The organism is Bacillus sp. 220_BSPC, assembly GCF_001054655.1.
Taxonomy (GTDB): Bacteria; Bacillota; Bacilli; order Bacillales; family DSM-1321; genus Peribacillus; species Peribacillus frigoritolerans.
Map to the genome: position 1 here is coordinate 1 of NZ_JVPL01000261.1, position 16,638 is coordinate 16,638.

The window sequence follows — 16,638 nt, forward strand, 5'->3', positions numbered from 1 at the left end:
CAGCGGGACAGGTGAGACCCCACAGGCGTTTACGCCGAGGAGGCTCACCGTCCGCCCAGCGGAAAGCGAGCATCTCGAGGGGAAACCATCCACACCGCACTACTTAGTAAATAGCAACAAAGTATGCGAAAACAAAAAGGACCGTCCATAAATGACGGCCCTTCCCTTATTAAAACATTTGATATCCTTTATTCCTTAGAATCCTGATCACCACACCAGCTAAAACCGCGCCAAGCAGCCCGCTTGATAAAATAATGATGTCTGCCGTATGCAGGGATGTAAGGTTCGTACCAAGATTGGAAAAAGATATTCCCGGATTCCTAAAATATTCTATTAGCTTTGTTTCATTGACAATGATGATGAAGACGATTGGAAATAAGAAGACCATGATCCACGAAGAACGGAAGAGCATATTCAGCAAAAAGCCAATTCCGAAAAACAATATGAAAAATAAGAGTATTGAGATAATTAAAACAGGCAATGGCATGTTATTCTTGACCCTCCTTAAAAGCGACACCTTTAGTTTACTGAAAACATAATTGCTGCGTCAACGACTTATACCAAATAATACCGAAGAAAAGATAATTACCCAAATTACAAGAATAGTTTATATGATGTATATCCAAATTGATCTCCCGGATTCAACCCGTCAAGCATCGTCTGCATTCTTTCCTTTTTAAAAGCTAAAAGCTGTTCCAATAGTAACGATTGCTTCCCCTCCTTCATGAGTAAATCAGGGTGATGAAATTTAGCTTCATATAATTCATCCAATTGAGCATTTACTTCAAAACTGAGCGGTTTAAGTAAAAATATCAACATATTATCACTTATATCCCCTTTGATGACTCCGCTTCTCACTCCTACGATGCCTTCGATTTCTGTATGAATGCCCGTCTCCTCCAACACTTCCCTTACGACAGCTTCATCGACGGTTTCATCATTTTTGACAAAACCTGCCGGAAGCGACCATTGCCCTTTCAATCCGCCATACCTTTTGTTCACGACAAGCCACTCACCCTTATCGGATATCACAAGGCCGGACACTGCCAACCAAACATTTTTGCAACGTTCCACCAAAACCCACTTCCCCTACATTAGATGATGCCAAAGATAATTTCCTTGATCAAACTTCGTCATCCCCATTATATTCCACACAAAAAAATTGCATACTCCGCTATGACACACTCATCGATGGATGGGATGCCAATGAAAAAGCCATTCAGGGACAATCCCCAAATGGCCATTTTTGATCTATCGAAAAAAATTAAAGGACGTTGAATTTACCCTTTTTAGCAACAAGTGAGGCTCCGCCAATCATTAACAATGCCCTGTTATCAACCATTTTCTTCATGAATGATGCAGTCTTACCTGTAACTTTTTTGCCGAAGACAACACCAATCGCATTATCTTCACCGAGTGAACATACCGTTCCTTTGTTTTCGAAAGTGAACGTTTCCAGGTCGCTTTCGTTACGAACCAATTTAGTCAGGTTCTTCGCAATGACCTCACCTTGCTGCATCGCTATTTGTGCAGTAGGTGGATATGGACGATTAATTTCCTCGTTGATGATCAAAGCGCAATCCCCTACGATGAAGATATCGTCATGCCCCGGTGCCCGCATGTCAAGATCCACTTTAATACGTCCGCGCATAGCTTCAAAACCGGAAGCCTCTATCACGGAGTTTCCACGTACGCCAGCTGCCCATACAACGGTGCCCGCTTTGATTTCTTCCACTTCATCTTCACCTTTTGCCACGATGATGCCTTCAGGAGTCGCCCCCTTGATCGGTGTGCCGATTTTGAATTCCACACCTTTTTTCTCAAGGTAAGATACTGCATAATCCACCAATTCCGGATCGAAGCCAGGGAGGACGGCTGGGGCTGCCTCCACACAGTACATGCGGACCTTTTGGAAATCGATGTCGTATTCTTTACAAAGTTCAGGGACACGGTTAGCCAATTCGCCAAGGAATTCGATACCCGTAAATCCTGCTCCTCCAACAACGATCGTCAAGCGGTCTTCATTCTTTTCGACCTCAGTACTGTACGTCGCGAATTGCAATTGGATATGGTCACGGATTTTACGTGCCGTGTTCACGTTAGAGATAGAGAAAGCATATTCTTTTAGCCCCTGGATTCCGAATGTTTCCGATTCAGGTCCAAGACCAATCACTAAATAATCATAAGAAATTTCGCCGTTTTCAAGGATGACTTTTTTGTTCTCCGTTTTCACTTCCAAAACGGAATCCTGGATGAATTTAACTTTGCTGTTAATGACACTTTTGATTGGATAGCGCACACGATCATGATGAAGCGTTCCAGCGGATGCTTCATGCAGCCATGTTGTTTCATAGTGGTAATCATTTTTGTTAACTAATACGATTTCTGCTTCATTTTGACCTAATGCCTTCTGTAAGCGAGTAACAGTCATCAATCCACCATAACCTGCTCCTAAAACAACGATTGTTGGCTTTTTCAAAAGTATTCTTCCACCTTTACGATATTTTCTTGTGATGCTTTCCATAACTAAAATATATTGTCTATCTTTATAATTTCCATTATAAAAAGCACTCTTATACATTTGTGACGTATTTCACGTAACACTTCATAAATGTCATAAAAAATTCATAAAAAATTTACCAAATGATATCTAAGTAAATATTAGTCTTTTTCCTTACCTTTTTCAAGTAACAAACCGAACTTTTTCGGGTTGAAATTTAGCCGAAAAACATTACTTTTCACTCAATTGCGACCATATTTATACGATATGCTCAACATTGGCAAAGGGTAATTTCACCTAGATTTGAAAGCGGATACAAAACATTCATCACGAAACCGCACAAATGTAGTCAAAACTTTCTCACTTTTCTAACTTTCTCCGTTTTTTAAAAGATCATCTATGTTAAAATAAGAGAATAAATTTCAGCAAACCTAGTATATCGGAGGGATAACGTTGGAAGTTAATGAAAAAGTTTATGATATTACAATCATTGGCGGAGGCCCGGTTGGATTATTCACTGCATTTTATGGAGGGATGAGACAGGCATCCGTAAAAATCATCGAGAGCCTGCCACAATTAGGCGGACAATTGTCGGCCCTTTATCCTGAGAAATACATCTATGATATCGCTGGTTTCCCCAAAGTGCGAGCTCAGGAGCTAGTGAATAATTTGAAAGAACAAATGGCAAAGTTCGAACAGGATGTCGTCCTGGAGCAAGCCGTTCAAGAAGTGGAAAAGCAAGCCGATGGAGTTTTCAAGTTAACGACTGATAAAGAAATCCATTACTCCAAAACGATTATCATCACAGCTGGAAATGGGGCTTTCCAACCCCGCCGCATCGAAATTGAAGATGCAAAAAAATATGAAAACGGCAACCTTCACTATTTCATCGATGACCTCAATCATTTTGCCGGCAAAAAAGTGGTGGTCTTCGGCGGTGGGGATTCAGCAGTGGACTGGGCCTTAATGCTGGAGCCGATTGCCGAGAAAGTGAGCATCATTCACAGAAGAGATAAGTTCCGTGCCCACGAACATAGTGTAGAAACACTTAAAAATTCAAAAGTGGAAATAAAGACTCCATACATACCTGCAGAGTTGATTGGTACAGACGGACGTATCCATACAATTGTCATCAAGGATACAAATGGTGACGATACAGAGACCATGGATGTAGATGCAGTCATCGTCAATTACGGCTTCGTTTCTTCTCTTGGTCCCATTAAGGAATGGGGACTTGATATCCAGAAGAACAGCATTTTGGTGAATTCCAGAATGGAAACGAATATCCCGGGGATTTATGCAGCAGGCGATATTGCAACCTATGATGGCAAAGTAAAATTGATTGCCAGTGGGTTTGGTGAGGCACCCACTGCCGTCAATCACGCCAAACAATATATTGACCCAAAAGCAAAAGTTCAGCCGATGCACAGTTCTTCCATGTTTTAATTATATTACGCAAAAACCGGCTTTCATGGCCGGTTTTTTTTGTCCCCAATTCGATGATTGTGGATAAGTTTTTTCAATTAGTTATCCACAGTGCTTACCCTTTTCATTCTATGGGTAAAGAGTAGAAGAAGCTATAAAGGGGGAATGCATCCATGAATATTTTAATTGCAGGGGCCAACGGAACGACCGGAAAGCAGATCATTGGGAATTATCAAAAAATCCGCAAATGACCGTATACGGGATGATCAGGAAAGAGGAACAGGCTCAAACGATAAAAGAACTCGGCGGGCATCCAATCCTTGCAGATTTAGAGGGAAATGTGGATAAAGCAGTGGATAACATGGAAGCCATCATTTTTGCCGCCGGACCTGGACCCAAAACAGGGCCGGATAAAACAACAGCTGTGGATAAGAATGGAGCCATTAAACTGGTTGATGCCGCCAAAAAGAAGGGATCGAACGTTTTGTCATGTTAAGCTCTGTCGGTTCTGATAATCCGGAACAAGCCCAAGAAGAAATGCGCCATTATCTTGAAGCAAAACATGATGCCGATGAACATTTAAAAGCAAGCGGGCTGACATACACGATAGTCCGGCCGGTTGCTTTGACAAATGAACAAGCGATCGGAAAAATCTTTGCGGATGAGAAAGTCGCCGATGTCGCCTCCGTTCTTGCCCAATCTGTCACAGAGGAAAAAACGTTTAATAAAACATTCGAGATATTCAGCGGCACCCTCCCAATCAAGGAGGCCCTGAACAATATGTAAGCCAGCATGAAAAAGGGGCAGTTGTTATTCCCACCTGGACTAGACTGTAGAAACATTCAAAAAAAAGCATGTTTGCCTACTGTTTTTTCTAAAAAACGTTGTAGTTGATTTCAGAAATCCAATAAGGTTTACAATAAAAAACGTAATGATAATCTAGTCTCGTGTTAGGATGAGACCATCCTGAATCCCTTTTGTCAAAACAAACTAAAGGAGGCACTTATTAAAGTGCCCCCTTTTTCCGAAGTATTGGAGTTTACTTAGCAGTTCTCCGGCGTGCCGGCGTTTTTTGCCGTTTTGAAGGAAGACCCGCAACCGCATGAAGCGATGGCATTTGGGTTTTCGATCGTAAAGCCTCCACCCATCATCGTTTGTTTATAATCAATTACCGTTCCATTCAATATATCTGCATCCTCGGCATTGACAAGGATCTTAATTTCAAACTGTTCCAGCTGGCTATCTTTTTCTCCGGGCTCTTGTTCAAAGCCCATTCCGTAGGATAATCCACTGCAGCCTCCGCCTTTAACGGCCACTCTTAAAAAGGAACCCTCTTCACCATTATGTTTCATCATTTCTTTTATCTGAAAAGCGGCAGCTTCCGTTATTTGAACAACATCACTCACAATAAATCCCTCCTTCTTCTGAATATGTGAGATAGAACCATTTCTCTTTATAGTATATACCAAAGAAATTCCCGCGCTCAATTTTCCAGCTTGGAAAAATTCATATTCCCCCACCTATTTTACCAACTAACATTCGTCTATAATAATAGGGATAGGTATAATGGACTAATCCGTTGAACCCGATCCTAATTTACAATAAGGGGGTAATCACCATCGAAAGTATACATCCTCTATATGACAAAAGCATGGAATGCCTTTTATGCAAACCAAAGTCGACCACTAAAAAGGTACAGTCACGTTTTGTAAAGGTTGCTAAATACAACACGGACTTTTGTCCCGTTCATGCTGATTCAACCGTAAACCCACTTTACTATAATATTTTTGTGTGCCCTCACTGCGGCTTTTCTTATTCCGAGGATTTTTCGCGGTACTTCCCCCCACTACAATGGAAATCATTTTGGAAAAATTCAGCTCCCAGTGGGTTCCCCATCATTTTAGCAAGGAAAGATCCATTAAAGACGCGATCAATACATACAAGCTGGCGAGTTATTGCGGAGCTTTAAAAAAGGAAAAACATATAATCCTTGCTGGAATCTGTTTACGGATAGCCTCGTTATATAGGATCAAACAAAACAAGGAACAATAAGAAAGATTTTTGAAGTTCGCCCTATAGGAATATGAAGCATCGTATTCAACAGGGGACTTCAGCAGCACCCAGGCATCCGAAGCCCGGATCCTTTATCTCGCTGGAGAAATCTCAAGAAGGATAGGCAAAGAAAAGGCAGCCATCAAGTATTTTTCATTCGTGTTCGAAAGACAAAAAAATGCCCGGGAAGCCTCCATCATCCAGATGGCCAGGGACCGCTTTCAGGAACTCAAACGGACCTAGGAAACAACCCACCCTTTGCTGCAGCACTGATAAAAAAGGGGGCTGTCCCTTCCAGGAACAGCCTTTATCCGCCGTTGATGATTAAGACATTTCAAATTCATCAATGTACTTATATATTTTATCTACCAATTCATCCGTTGTGTCACCAAAAACCACTTCACCGTTTACAAGTGCATATAAGTTACTGGAGCATCTGCCGCAATATCCCAGGCAACCATATTCTATGATATCCAAATTCGGATCCCGCTCCAATCTTTCTAGGGCCTCCTGAGCCCCACTGGCTAGATTGCTTACGCAAAATTCAATAATCGGGTACATTGTTTCACCTCACAGTTACTAACAACCCATCTTATTACTTTTCCCATTAACAGTCAATATTTACGCATAAAAAATAAGCCTATTTCAAGATATCGGTTGTGATTTCCTTTTATATTCGTTATACTTTTGTCGGGGTACGTAAAAAAAGAAAATTATCTAATTTTTTATTCTTACTACAAATTGGGGTATATATATTTAATTAAACTTTTAAGGGGACCATTTGGGGGAATCCTATAGTTAAGTGCTAATCAAATTTTTCAAGAGATCAAATAAAGGGGAAAAAATCATATGAAGAATCTAGTCATACTTGGTGGCGGGTATGGTGGTATGCGCATGTTGCAAAGATTGCTGCCTAATCAGCTTCCTGAAAATGTGAGCATCACGCTTATCGACCGTAATCCTTATCACTGCTTAAAAACGGAATATTATGCTTTAGCAGCAGGTACCATTCCAGATCAGCACATCCGTGTTGCATTTCCTGAACATCCTCGCTTGAAGAACGTATACGGAGAAGTACTTTCCATCGATATGGAAAATAAACAGGTCATTATAGAAAATCAAGATCCTGTCGTTTATGATGATTTAGTCATTGGCCTTGGCTGCGAAGATAAATACCACGATATTCCTGGTGCAGACATACACACTTACAGTATCCAAACAATCGATAAATCACGCCGCACATATTCTGCTTTGAATAATTTAGGTGCCGGTGCAACCGTTTCTATCGTTGGTGGCGGACTGAGCGGTGTTGAGCTTGCAAGTGAATTGATTGAAAGCCGTTCAGATTTAAACGTTAAGCTATTTGACCGTGGACCGCATATTCTATCTGCTTTCCCAGAAAGATTAAGTACTTTTGTCGAATCATGGTTCGATAAACATACCATCGAAATCGTACATCATTCAAATATTACGAAAGTTGAACCAAATCTTCTTTATAATGGCGACGAAGCCGTTCAAAGCGACGTCATCGTATGGACAGCTGGAATTCAGCCAAGCAAGATCATCCGCGATATGGATATTGAAAAAGACCGTCAAGGAAGAGCCGTTCTGACTCCTCAGCATTTCCTTCCTAATGATGACAGCATCTTTGTAGTCGGCGACTGCGCGAGCCTTCCTCATGCACCTAGTGCTCAATTAGCGGAGTCCCAAGCTGAGCAAATCGTCCAAGTCCTTGTGAAGAAATGGGCAAATGAACCACTTCCGGAAAGCTTCCCTACCATGAAATTAAAAGGAACATTAGGTTCCCTTGGGAAGAAACAAGGTTTTGGTCTTGTTGCAAATCGCCCAATCACCGGCAGAGTGGCACGCCTAATGAAATCAGGCATTCTCTGGATGTATAAATACCATAACGGTTGATTCATAAACTGGCCCAATGAGCTGCATGCAGCCCATTCATGGGTCAGTTTTTCTTATTTCTTCCATTATATATCATACTCGCACCGAGTATCCATATTTCTCCATCGTTTCCACCACTTTTTTGAGACGGACATTTCCTTCCGCAATGATTTCATCTTCGATGAGGACCAGTGGATAAAATAAATCTTCCTCGATCATCTTCTCGGCAAAGCTCTTTTGCTTCAATGTTTCTGGTGGGTTATACATATCTATATAGGATATTTTAAATGGCTGCTCAGGAAACTTTCTCGTTAAAGCGGCTTCAAGCCACTCGCAGGTATCTTTCGAAGAGGGGAGATTCACACAACTCGCGCAAATTTGCTCCGCTCCATACACTTCTATCTCAATATCTTTCCTTACCATACTCTTCCTCCTTCAGTTTATTATAGTTGCTTCATTTGAATAATGTTTAAAACTTCACCTGTTTCCATCATACCAGAATAATATAGATTATATTTCCGCAAAGTTACAGTTGGATTTTTTATTACCTTCGCATTATAATATGATTAGGAAAGGAGTCGATTGCAATGTCTGAACAAACAATGGAAGTTCAAGTTCAAGAAGTCCTAGATAAGCTTCGTCCGTTTCTTCTTCGTGATGGCGGTGACTGTGAACTAGTTGACGTAGAAGATGGGATTGTAAAATTACGATTACTAGGAGCTTGCGGAAGCTGTCCTAGTTCGACCATTACGCTAAAAGCTGGGATTGAGCGTGCCCTACTTGAAGAAGTTCCTGGTGTAGTGGAAGTTGAACAAGTTTTCTAATAGCCCTTTAAATAACATGCAGCGTATGGATGAAGGATCACTTCATCTATACACGTTCAACCTTTTTTCATGCAGGCCGGAATCTTTTTGCGGACTGTAATAAAAATAAAGCTGACTCGGCTTTTGCCCTATCAAATGAATTGATACGGCTTGACACGGGTCAGCTTTTTTATATGGACGGCAAATGAACACGGCTCATGATTTCAAAAACTTCAATTCCTTTTTTTCCTGTTCAGAAAGGATTGCCGTATAACTTCCATCATTATCGATTTCCAATTCCTTCACAAGGAATTCCGGAAATCTATTCTTCAATCCAGTGAGCAAACCTTCACTTTTTTCTTGAGATGCCAAGCATAAAACAGTTGGACCCGCTCCGCTTAGTGCCGCACCAAATCCGCCTTCATTTAGGACAACTTCTTCTATAAGCGCTAAATGGGGGACCAACTCCGCTCGATATGGCTGATGGAAACGATCACTTTGCATCATTTCACCAACAAGTTTCCAATCTTTCGATAGAACTCCTGCAAGCATTACATTTGCGGCTGCGCTCCCGCTTATCGCATCTTTATAGGAAAGCGAATTCGGAAGGACATTTCTTGAATCCTCAGTAAGCAATTCAAAATTGGGAATGACAGCGATCACCTTAACTCCCTCGATTGGAAACGACACGACATCCGTTCTTTCCTCCGTATGAAGGCCCACAACCAATCCACCATACACAGATGCCCCCGCATTATCGGGATGCCCTTCAAAGAGGGAAGCATGCCTATTCTTCTCCTCATTTGATAAATGAAGCTCACCAACGATGTTCGCCAATTCAATTCCCGCCACAATGGCAGAGGCACTGCTTCCAAGCCCCCGCGCCAGTGGAATTTCGCTAGAGACGAAAAGCCGGCATGGGGATAGTTCCTTTCCATAGGAAGCCGCCGTTTCCTTGGCAATTTGGACGATATAATTACGATCATCCCTTGGAAAAACAGACATTTCCTCTGAAAGCGGGACGACTTCCCAATGATCTGATGAAGATCCGTGTATTTCCAAGTAAAGCCCTAACGCCAAGCCGATGGAATCGAATCCTGGGCCTAGGTTGGCCGTACTTGCTGGTACACGGATCAAGAACATCTCTGATTCTGCACTCATGCCTGTTTCACACCCTGCAGATGTTCTAAAATGACTTCTTCATCCATTGGCAGCAATGTAGGTTGAATCGTACTTGTATTGACTGCCACATTCGGATCCTTCAATCCATTTCCAGTCAATACAGCAACAATCTTACTTCCTTTTTTGATTTCACCGCTTTTTAATTGTTTATAGATACCTGCAATGGAAGCACATGATGCCGGCTCTGCAAATACCCCTTCTTTTTTAGCAAGGAAATGATAGGCTTCCAGAATTTCTTCGTCTGTCACCTCATCAATTTTGCCTTTGGATTCATTAGCCGCTTCCACAGCAAACTTCCAACTTGCAGGATTTCCAATCCTGATGGCCGTTGCAATCGTTTCTGGATTTTCAATAATGCTGTCCCGGACAATTGCAGCCGATCCTTCAGCTTCGAACCCTCTCATTTCAGGAAGGCCCGTTTGTTTCGCTTCGTTATATTCCTTAAAGCCTTTCCAGTAAGCCGTTATATTCCCTGCATTCCCGACTGGCAGCGCCAAAATATCCGGTGCGGAGCCAAGAGAATCACAAATTTCGAAAGCTGCTGTCTTCTGCCCTTCAATCCGGTATGGGTTGACCGAATTCACAAGAGTTATCGGTGAACTCTCACTAAGTGAACGGACGATTTTTAAAGCTTGGTCGAAGTTCCCTTCGATCGAGATGATTTCCGCTCCATACATAACGGCTTGGGCAAGCTTGCCCATCGCTATTTTACCTTCCGGGATGACGACGATACAACGCAGGTTGGCACGGGCCGCATAAGCTGCTGCAGCTGCTGATGTATTCCCTGTGGAAGCGCAGATGATCGTGTCGCTGCCCTCTTCTATCGCTTTGGCGACGGCCATGACCATTCCGCGGTCCTTAAATGACCCAGTTGGATTTGCCCCTTCATATTTTACATGTAAGTCGATTCCCCACTCTTCGGATAATCGATTCAGTCTGATTAAAGGTGTATTGCCCTCCAAAAGGGTTAGTGCAGGCGTGTTTTCATTGACGGGTAAAAAATCTTTATACGTGCTTATAAGTCCTTGCCAGCTCATTTGATGTCCTCTCCTTCAACTCTATATGTGCTTTTCACTTCTCTTACCATATTGTAATCATTTAATTTCTGTATTATTTGCTCAAATGCAGCCTTTGTGGCAGTATGCGTAACTAATACGATTTCGGAAGATTCCTTTTCATCCAGAGGCAATTGAAGGATTTTATCGAATCCTACCCCGTGCTCGGCAAATAAATTCGTGATTTTGGCTAAAACGCCAACTTCATCCTGAACATGTAACCGAATGAAGAATTTAGCGAAAATCTCAGTGGCATCTTTTAATTGTTTCGGGTACTGGGGTGCAACGGCACTGCGGCCATTTACGCCCAGCCTCATATTCTTGATGACCGTCACCATATCCGAAACGACTGCAGTCGCAGTAGGAAGACTGCCAGCCCCCGGTCCGTAAAACATCGTTTCCCCTACGGCTTCCCCATAAACGTATACAGCATTATACTCATTATTTACCGATGCCAACGGATGTGCTTCCGGAAGAAGTGCAGGCTGGACACTTACGTCGACCCTATCCCCTGCCCTGGAAGCGACCCCGATCAATTTCATTGTATAACCAAGCTTCTTGCTATATCTCAAATCCTCTTCGGATATCTCGGTAATGCCCTGTACCTCAACATCATTCAAGCCAATGTTCATTGAGAACCCGAGTGTTGATAGGATCGCCATTTTACGGGCCGCATCCAATCCGCCTACATCGGCTGTCGGATCGGCTTCAGCAAATCCCAGCTCCTGGGCTTCCTTCAATACGTCATCATAAGCTCTGCCTTCCTTGCTCATTTTCGTTAAAATGAAGTTTGTCGTTCCATTGACGATTCCCATCATTTTCGTGATGCGGTCAGAAGATAACCCATCGACAAGACCGCGTAAAATCGGAATTCCCCCTGCAACACTTGCTTCATAGAACAAATCACATTGATTATCGGTGGCCAATTCCAACAGTTCCGGTCCATGTAAAGCCATTAGGTCTTTGTTGGCCGTAACGATATGCTTTTTATTTTTTATCGCTTCTATTAGATAGCCGCGTGTTTCTTCAATTCCGCCCATCACTTCTATTACAACATCAATCTCGGGATTCGAAAGGATATCCTCAGGATTGTCCGTTAACATTCCTTTTTCGACCGCGACAAGCCGCTCCTTCGTCGTGTCTTTCACTAGTATCTTCTTAATGGATATGGAACAGCCCACTTGATGCATGAGCTTGTCCTGGTGGCTTTCAATGATTTGTACGACTCCTGATCCGACTGTACCTAACCCTAATAAACCGATCGAGATGGCTTTCATATTTTGGTTCCCCCTTAAAAACTGTTTGCCTGTAGAAAACATTTGTATTTGTATAGTAGACATTATAAGTTTAATTCACATAATTATCAATAGTTAGAAAAGGTGGATGCACGAACTTTTTTCGTCCATCCCTTGAACGAGTAAGAACGGGTAACGTTAATTTTTTTATGGGAAAACCATTTTGATGATTATTATGATTATTACTTAACGCTCTTCAATGAATCATTTGTACCCATTACAATATGCGGCTTTTGTACGGGATCCATCCACTTCAATAAACTGAGGACATTCCTTTCGGCCGTGGCTGTACATCCCGCCGTCGGTTTTGTATCCCCTCTCCATATATGGAGAAAGATTGCACTGCCTTTTCCTTTTATGATGGGATCCGTATTATAATTGATGACCGCTCCATACCTATAGAGTTCATGATTCATCCTTTCAAAAGACTTCCATTTAACCGAAGGATTTCCTTTATAGGTTTTCCACTTGTTATAATCCCTGGATGTCTGATCATCAATCCAGTAGTCATATTTGGTCGTTTTCTTATAACTCATTTTCATTCCGGCCGGCTTCGTTTCGCTCCCAAAGGCCGTACCAAAGGAATAAATTCCAACCGGGGATTTCCCATCCCCCTCTTTTTTGCTCTTCGTGAAGCCGTTCTTCCCAATGACACCCTCCATCTTCTTCAATGCCCGGCGCCATTCCCCTTGTTTCTTCTCATAAGTTTGGATCGTGACCTTCGTATCACTCATCGATTTACCTGTCGCCGATACAACTTGGTTAACGCCTTTCCTCCTATCGAATTTCTTCAGAAGAGCTTTTTCATCAGCACTGAAAACCTCTTTTACATCTGCCATATTGATATATGCGGCCTTATTTGCGTGACAGATTTTATACCAGTTTCCAGTTCTCCCCTTTGCCGATAATTCTTTATTTTTCTTATACGTATTTAACGTTTTACTGGCAGCCGACGCCTTTTCTTTCACATCCGCTTCAGACTTCATGACAATCTTGAATTGAGTCGATTCGCAACTTGTTTTCGATTCAGCTTTCGCAAGATTCGCCGTTTGGATGATTAAAAAGGCTATAAGGGCGGCCATCATCAATCTTTTCATGATCCCATCCTTCCGCATTGATTAAATATCTAATTATTCTAAAAAATCTTGTTATCATCATAACATAGTAAGTAAGAATGAATCATATTTCTTTCCCGTTTTTATCTAAATCCAGTCAATTTTAGGCAAATCATATTGCTTGGCAGGGACCTCTGCCAATTCATAAAAATGTTTGAGGAAGAACTCATATTGTTGGGAGGATTTCGTGATCGAAGCTATTTTATCCTCCAATTCATTCGACCTTGATTCCGTCGTTTTTGAAAAATACTCTTCCACCGTTTCAAAATAATGAATGGGAAACAGCATCCTCGAATATAACAACCGGGCTGAAAAACTGGAGAAGGGTTCTATGGACTGATATTCGTGAAAGAAATGGCCAATGCCCCGCTGATGGGTATGCACATTTTGAAAATAATGTTCCCTCACCCATTCCGCGACATCCCTGGTTCCGTGGTCGAATACCCAATCGAACGGATTTTTCATCCACTTATTGCTTTTCCAGGTATCATGTAAAAAACGTTCATAACATACCGTTCCGCTATCGACAATTTGCGGGGTATCATCTATTTCCGTGTCGACTAAATATTGAATCGCATTTTCACCCAGGACCATATAATAGGGAAAGGTTTCTATAAATAATTTTTCAAACTGGTTATCAGGATGGGCGTTGAGCTTATCCCGCCAAATCTTTTCTAACTGATCGATCCTTTGTTCCCAGAGCTCTTTCCATTTACCGATCCTTGAACATGTTCGAATCGTTTCATTAATCGTTCGACCACGCTGATGGAATCTTGCCAGACGTCTCCCCGGGTTGAAATTTCTCGGACCTTCCAATGCCTGATTGGCGAGAAGGATGAATAATTGTTCATCCGCTTCCGAAACATAACTTCCATGATTGGCAAGGACAAAGGCGGATACGTGACGATCACCTTGTGAAATCAGATGTTGAGACATTTTATACCGTTCCACTAATTCCTCCTGCTCCATATTTTCAATAGGAACGATACTGTACACCATATTTCCTGAACGGAAGCTTGGAAACCTGACATTGGCTTCTTCAAGCTCCACCTGTATGCCATAATTATTAAAAATGATTTCTTCTATCATGGAATGGCCTCCTTCATCAAATGGATATAATAGAAATATTGGACATCATATACTTATATATATGTGGAATAACCCGTTTTCTGAATGATTATCGAAACCTTATTTAGAAATTCCAATCAAAACATCTTCCATAGGTTTTCAGTTTAATCAAATCAAACTACCTGCATTAGAAATATCCCTTTAAAATATAGAGAAATGGGTGATGAAATGGCTAATATTGAACAATCAATGTCTGAAAAAACGGCTCGGAAATGGCTAATTGAACGAGGAGTGAAATTGGAGGATATCGCTGAGCTTGTCATGTATTTACAATCCGGCTACCATGAAAACCTCCAAATGTCAGATTGCCTTCACAATGTCGAACGGGTCCTTTCAAAACGCGAGGTCCAAAATGCCATCCTTACCGGCATACAGTTGGATATTCTTGCTGAGAAAAAACTGCTCGAGGAGCCTTTGCTGAGCATCATTGAAATAGATGAAGGCCTATATGGGGTCGATGAAATATTGGCTTTTTCAATTGTGAATGTTTATGGGTCCATCGGCTTTACCAATTATGGTTTCATCGATAAACAAAAGCCGGGTATCTTAAAATATTTAAATGATAAAAGCACAGGTAAGGTGAACACCTTTTTAGATGATATCGTTGGGGCAATTGCCGCTGCCGCTTCAAGCAGGCTTGCCCATAGAACCGAAAATGCGGAATAATAAACGAATGATATTCACGACATGAAAAAAACCAGGGCTGCATTCTGAAATGTACCCTTTGTAAAGGACAGTTTAAAAAAAGCCTAGGCAGCTTGAAAAAGATGATTTCTGTATTGAACAGGAGTCATCTTTTTTAAATTCCATTGGTATCTGTAGTGATTGTAATACGTCATATATTGCTTAATTTCTTTTTTTAATTCATCTAAAGTTGAACATGCTTTAATAGAGGCTTCATCTTTAAAATGGCCAAAAAAAGATTCTTGAGGTGCATTATCCCAGCAGTTCCCGCGCCTTGACATCGACTGGCCTAATCCCAGTTTTTTTACTAATTTCTGAAAGTCCGGATGGGTATAATGAGTTCCCTGATCAGAGTGGATAAAGGCATTCTTTGCTTTGTGAAATCTTCGATTTTTCTTTAACTTGAGGAGGGTTTCCGTAGCCAGGTCCATGGTAATGCGATCTGATACATGGTAAGCCACAATTTCATTGGTCGAAGCATCCTTAATCGTTGATAGATAAGCTTTCTTTCCTTGGCCATAGAACAAATATGTGATATCTGTCAGTAGTATTTTACCTGGAACTTCCTGTTTGAATTCCCTCTTCAAAAGATTCGGCACCACACGGTGCTCGTGAGTGGCTTTCATCATTCGTCTGTACGGATTTGCCTTCCGAATAGGGCATATAATGCTGTACTTCTTCATGATTCGCCGGATACGCTTCAAATTATAGACAACATTAAATTGACCCGCCAAAGTCATTTTGATCTGACGAGCCCCTTTCTTACGATTTTTGAAATGGAATGCTTTTATGATGATTTCTTTCACTACCTCATCCTTTTCATCTTTTCGAATTCTTTTTTCCTGTGATTTCACTGAGAAGTAATTATAATAACCACTTCTTGAAACACCGACTATTTTACAAAGGTATTTCACCATATGTTTTAGTTGATATTTTTCAATCACGGAGCGAATTAGGATATATTTTTGGAAAGGAGGAAGAACTACTTCTTCATCCCCCTTTCTGCAAAACGAATCTTTTTTAACAGTTCGTTTTCTGCCTTTAGTAAGTTGATTTGTGCTTCTAAGCGAGCATTTTTCTCCTCTAGGGTAAGTTTTCTTTCCTTTTGGCGCCCTGAATTTCCTGCTCTAGTGTCACATAAACCAATAATCCCGTTCTTCTCGTAAACTGCTTGCCATCTCTTACTCGCTGATTTAATTCTTTCCGTCCCCAAAACCTCTACATCAAACCCAAATTCTTCAAATATTTGCCTTACGAACTTGCCTTTCTGTTTTTCCGCTATAAATATATGCTTAAATTCATCAGTATAAGTAATTCCTTTTGAACTTACAGATTTAACATAATTATTAGATGATAGTAGTTTGATTTCTTTCTCTGTAAAAAGCTTTTTACTCATAACCTTCTCCAGTCCCATGTTGTGTTTTCTCGTTGTGTTTCTTAATTATACAAAAAAGTACCCTATAGGAGACTTTTTTAGGTGTCTACTCTATAGGGTACAGTTTA

At 41.3% G+C, this 16,638-nt stretch carries 15 protein-coding genes and 3 pseudogenes; 6 read left to right on the forward strand and 12 right to left on the reverse strand.

What is annotated here, in order from left to right:
- Nucleotides 1-169 precede the first annotated feature (169 nt).
- The 3 genes from ADA55_RS20725 to ADA55_RS20735 form a co-directional block, all read right to left on the reverse strand.
- Nucleotides 170-487 carry a YuiB family protein gene (locus ADA55_RS20725; protein WP_034310217.1) on the reverse strand — a complete coding sequence of 106 codons (318 nt, stop codon included), beginning with the start codon at nucleotides 485-487 and terminating at the stop codon, nucleotides 170-172.
- Between the two features lie 107 nt (nucleotides 488-594).
- Complete coding sequence (locus ADA55_RS20730; RefSeq protein WP_048687331.1) at nucleotides 595-1,074, reverse strand: NUDIX domain-containing protein; 480 nt, start codon at nucleotides 1,072-1,074, stop codon at nucleotides 595-597.
- Nucleotides 1,075-1,264: 190 nt separating this feature from the next.
- Nucleotides 1,265-2,479, reverse strand: a complete 1,215-nt coding sequence (locus tag ADA55_RS20735; protein WP_048687316.1) for an NAD(P)/FAD-dependent oxidoreductase — start codon at nucleotides 2,477-2,479, stop codon at nucleotides 1,265-1,267.
- A 474-nt stretch (nucleotides 2,480-2,953) separates the two neighbouring features.
- On the opposite strand from ADA55_RS20735, the gene ADA55_RS20740 reads away from it, so the two are divergent.
- Entirely contained in the window at nucleotides 2,954-3,946 is a 993-nt protein-coding gene (locus ADA55_RS20740) for an NAD(P)/FAD-dependent oxidoreductase (RefSeq protein ID WP_034310210.1), read from the forward strand.
- Between the two features lie 241 nt (nucleotides 3,947-4,187).
- Nucleotides 4,188-4,711, forward strand: a pseudogene (locus tag ADA55_RS20745) (SDR family oxidoreductase).
- 257 nt (nucleotides 4,712-4,968) lie between these two features.
- Here the strand turns inward: ADA55_RS20745 and ADA55_RS20750 are convergent.
- Nucleotides 4,969-5,331 carry a HesB/IscA family protein gene (locus ADA55_RS20750; protein WP_048687318.1) on the reverse strand — a complete coding sequence of 121 codons (363 nt, stop codon included), beginning with the start codon at nucleotides 5,329-5,331 and terminating at the stop codon, nucleotides 4,969-4,971.
- A gap of 173 nt (nucleotides 5,332-5,504) precedes the next feature.
- Between ADA55_RS20750 and ADA55_RS31485 the strand changes: the two are divergent.
- Nucleotides 5,505-6,220, forward strand: a pseudogene (locus tag ADA55_RS31485) (DUF2225 domain-containing protein).
- A gap of 81 nt (nucleotides 6,221-6,301) precedes the next feature.
- Here the strand turns inward: ADA55_RS31485 and ADA55_RS20760 are convergent.
- Nucleotides 6,302-6,538, reverse strand: a complete 237-nt coding sequence (locus ADA55_RS20760) for a YuzB family protein (protein WP_034310204.1) — start codon at nucleotides 6,536-6,538, stop codon at nucleotides 6,302-6,304.
- 288 nt (nucleotides 6,539-6,826) lie between these two features.
- Between ADA55_RS20760 and ADA55_RS20765 the strand changes: the two genes are divergently transcribed.
- A complete protein-coding gene (locus ADA55_RS20765; RefSeq protein WP_048687320.1) occupies nucleotides 6,827-7,894 on the forward strand; it encodes an NAD(P)/FAD-dependent oxidoreductase in 1,068 nt (355 codons plus the stop codon).
- Nucleotides 7,895-7,966: 72 nt separating this feature from the next.
- On the opposite strand, the gene ADA55_RS20770 is transcribed toward ADA55_RS20765, so the two are convergent.
- Complete coding sequence (locus tag ADA55_RS20770) at nucleotides 7,967-8,296, reverse strand: YuzD family protein (RefSeq protein ID WP_048687322.1); 330 nt, start codon at nucleotides 8,294-8,296, stop codon at nucleotides 7,967-7,969.
- A gap of 133 nt (nucleotides 8,297-8,429) precedes the next feature.
- Here ADA55_RS20770 and ADA55_RS20775 point away from each other — a divergent pair.
- A pseudogene (locus tag ADA55_RS20775) lies at nucleotides 8,430-8,697 on the forward strand (NifU family protein); the annotation flags it as partial.
- A 195-nt stretch (nucleotides 8,698-8,892) separates the two neighbouring features.
- On the opposite strand, the gene thrB reads toward ADA55_RS20775, so the two are convergent.
- From thrB to yutH, 5 genes are all read right to left on the reverse strand, one after another.
- A complete protein-coding gene (thrB, locus tag ADA55_RS20780) occupies nucleotides 8,893-9,837 on the reverse strand; it encodes a homoserine kinase (protein WP_048687324.1) in 945 nt (314 codons plus the stop codon).
- Entirely contained in the window at nucleotides 9,834-10,895 is a 1,062-nt protein-coding gene (gene thrC, locus ADA55_RS20785) for a threonine synthase (protein ID WP_048687326.1), read from the reverse strand. Before thrC ends, thrB begins: the two co-directional genes overlap by 4 nt.
- Nucleotides 10,892-12,190, reverse strand: a complete 1,299-nt coding sequence (locus ADA55_RS20790) for a homoserine dehydrogenase (protein ID WP_048687328.1) — start codon at nucleotides 12,188-12,190, stop codon at nucleotides 10,892-10,894. The genes thrC and ADA55_RS20790 overlap by 4 nt, the downstream gene beginning before the upstream one ends.
- A 200-nt stretch (nucleotides 12,191-12,390) precedes the next feature.
- Nucleotides 12,391-13,305: a L,D-transpeptidase family protein gene (locus ADA55_RS30750; protein ID WP_226990518.1), complete on the reverse strand. Its 915-nt coding sequence runs from the start codon at nucleotides 13,303-13,305 to the stop codon at nucleotides 12,391-12,393.
- Nucleotides 13,306-13,410: 105 nt separating this feature from the next.
- On the reverse strand, nucleotides 13,411-14,412 hold the full coding sequence (gene yutH / locus ADA55_RS20800; protein ID WP_048687329.1) for a spore coat putative kinase YutH: 1,002 nt from the start codon (nucleotides 14,410-14,412) through the stop codon (nucleotides 13,411-13,413).
- A 207-nt stretch (nucleotides 14,413-14,619) separates the two neighbouring features.
- On the opposite strand from yutH, the gene ADA55_RS20805 reads away from it, so the two are divergent.
- A complete protein-coding gene (locus tag ADA55_RS20805) occupies nucleotides 14,620-15,117 on the forward strand; it encodes a phosphatidylglycerophosphatase A (RefSeq protein ID WP_034311650.1) in 498 nt (165 codons plus the stop codon).
- An 83-nt stretch (nucleotides 15,118-15,200) separates the two neighbouring features.
- On the opposite strand, the gene ADA55_RS28805 is transcribed toward ADA55_RS20805, so the two are convergent.
- Nucleotides 15,201-16,531, reverse strand: a protein-coding gene (locus ADA55_RS28805) for an IS3 family transposase (RefSeq protein ID WP_226990452.1) whose coding sequence is annotated in 2 segments (ribosomal slippage) — nucleotides 15,201-16,159 and nucleotides 16,159-16,531 — 1,332 coding nt in all. Because the reading frame shifts where the segments join, the coding sequence is not laid out codon by codon here.
- Nucleotides 16,532-16,638: the final 107 nt, after the last annotated feature.

Bases quoted from the DNA above. Each gene is read 5' to 3' on its own strand.
- ADA55_RS30750 (WP_226990518.1), bottom strand. From the start codon at position 13,305: ATGAAAAGATTGATGATGGCCGCCCTTATAGCCTTTTTAATCATCCAA.
- ADA55_RS20805 (WP_034311650.1), top strand. From the start codon at position 14,620: ATGGCTAATATTGAACAATCAATGTCTGAAAAAACGGCTCGGAAATGG.
- ADA55_RS20770 (WP_048687322.1), bottom strand. From the start codon at position 8,296: ATGGTAAGGAAAGATATTGAGATAGAAGTGTATGGAGCGGAGCAAATT.
- thrB (WP_048687324.1), bottom strand. From the start codon at position 9,837: ATGAGTGCAGAATCAGAGATGTTCTTGATCCGTGTACCAGCAAGTACG.
- ADA55_RS20760 (WP_034310204.1), bottom strand. From the start codon at position 6,538: ATGTACCCGATTATTGAATTTTGCGTAAGCAATCTAGCCAGTGGGGCT.
- thrC (WP_048687326.1), bottom strand. From the start codon at position 10,895: ATGAGCTGGCAAGGACTTATAAGCACGTATAAAGATTTTTTACCCGTC.
- ADA55_RS20725 (WP_034310217.1), bottom strand. From the start codon at position 487: ATGCCATTGCCTGTTTTAATTATCTCAATACTCTTATTTTTCATATTG.
- yutH (WP_048687329.1), bottom strand. From the start codon at position 14,412: ATGATAGAAGAAATCATTTTTAATAATTATGGCATACAGGTGGAGCTT.
- ADA55_RS20790 (WP_048687328.1), bottom strand. From the start codon at position 12,190: ATGAAAGCCATCTCGATCGGTTTATTAGGGTTAGGTACAGTCGGATCA.
- ADA55_RS20765 (WP_048687320.1), top strand. From the start codon at position 6,827: ATGAAGAATCTAGTCATACTTGGTGGCGGGTATGGTGGTATGCGCATG.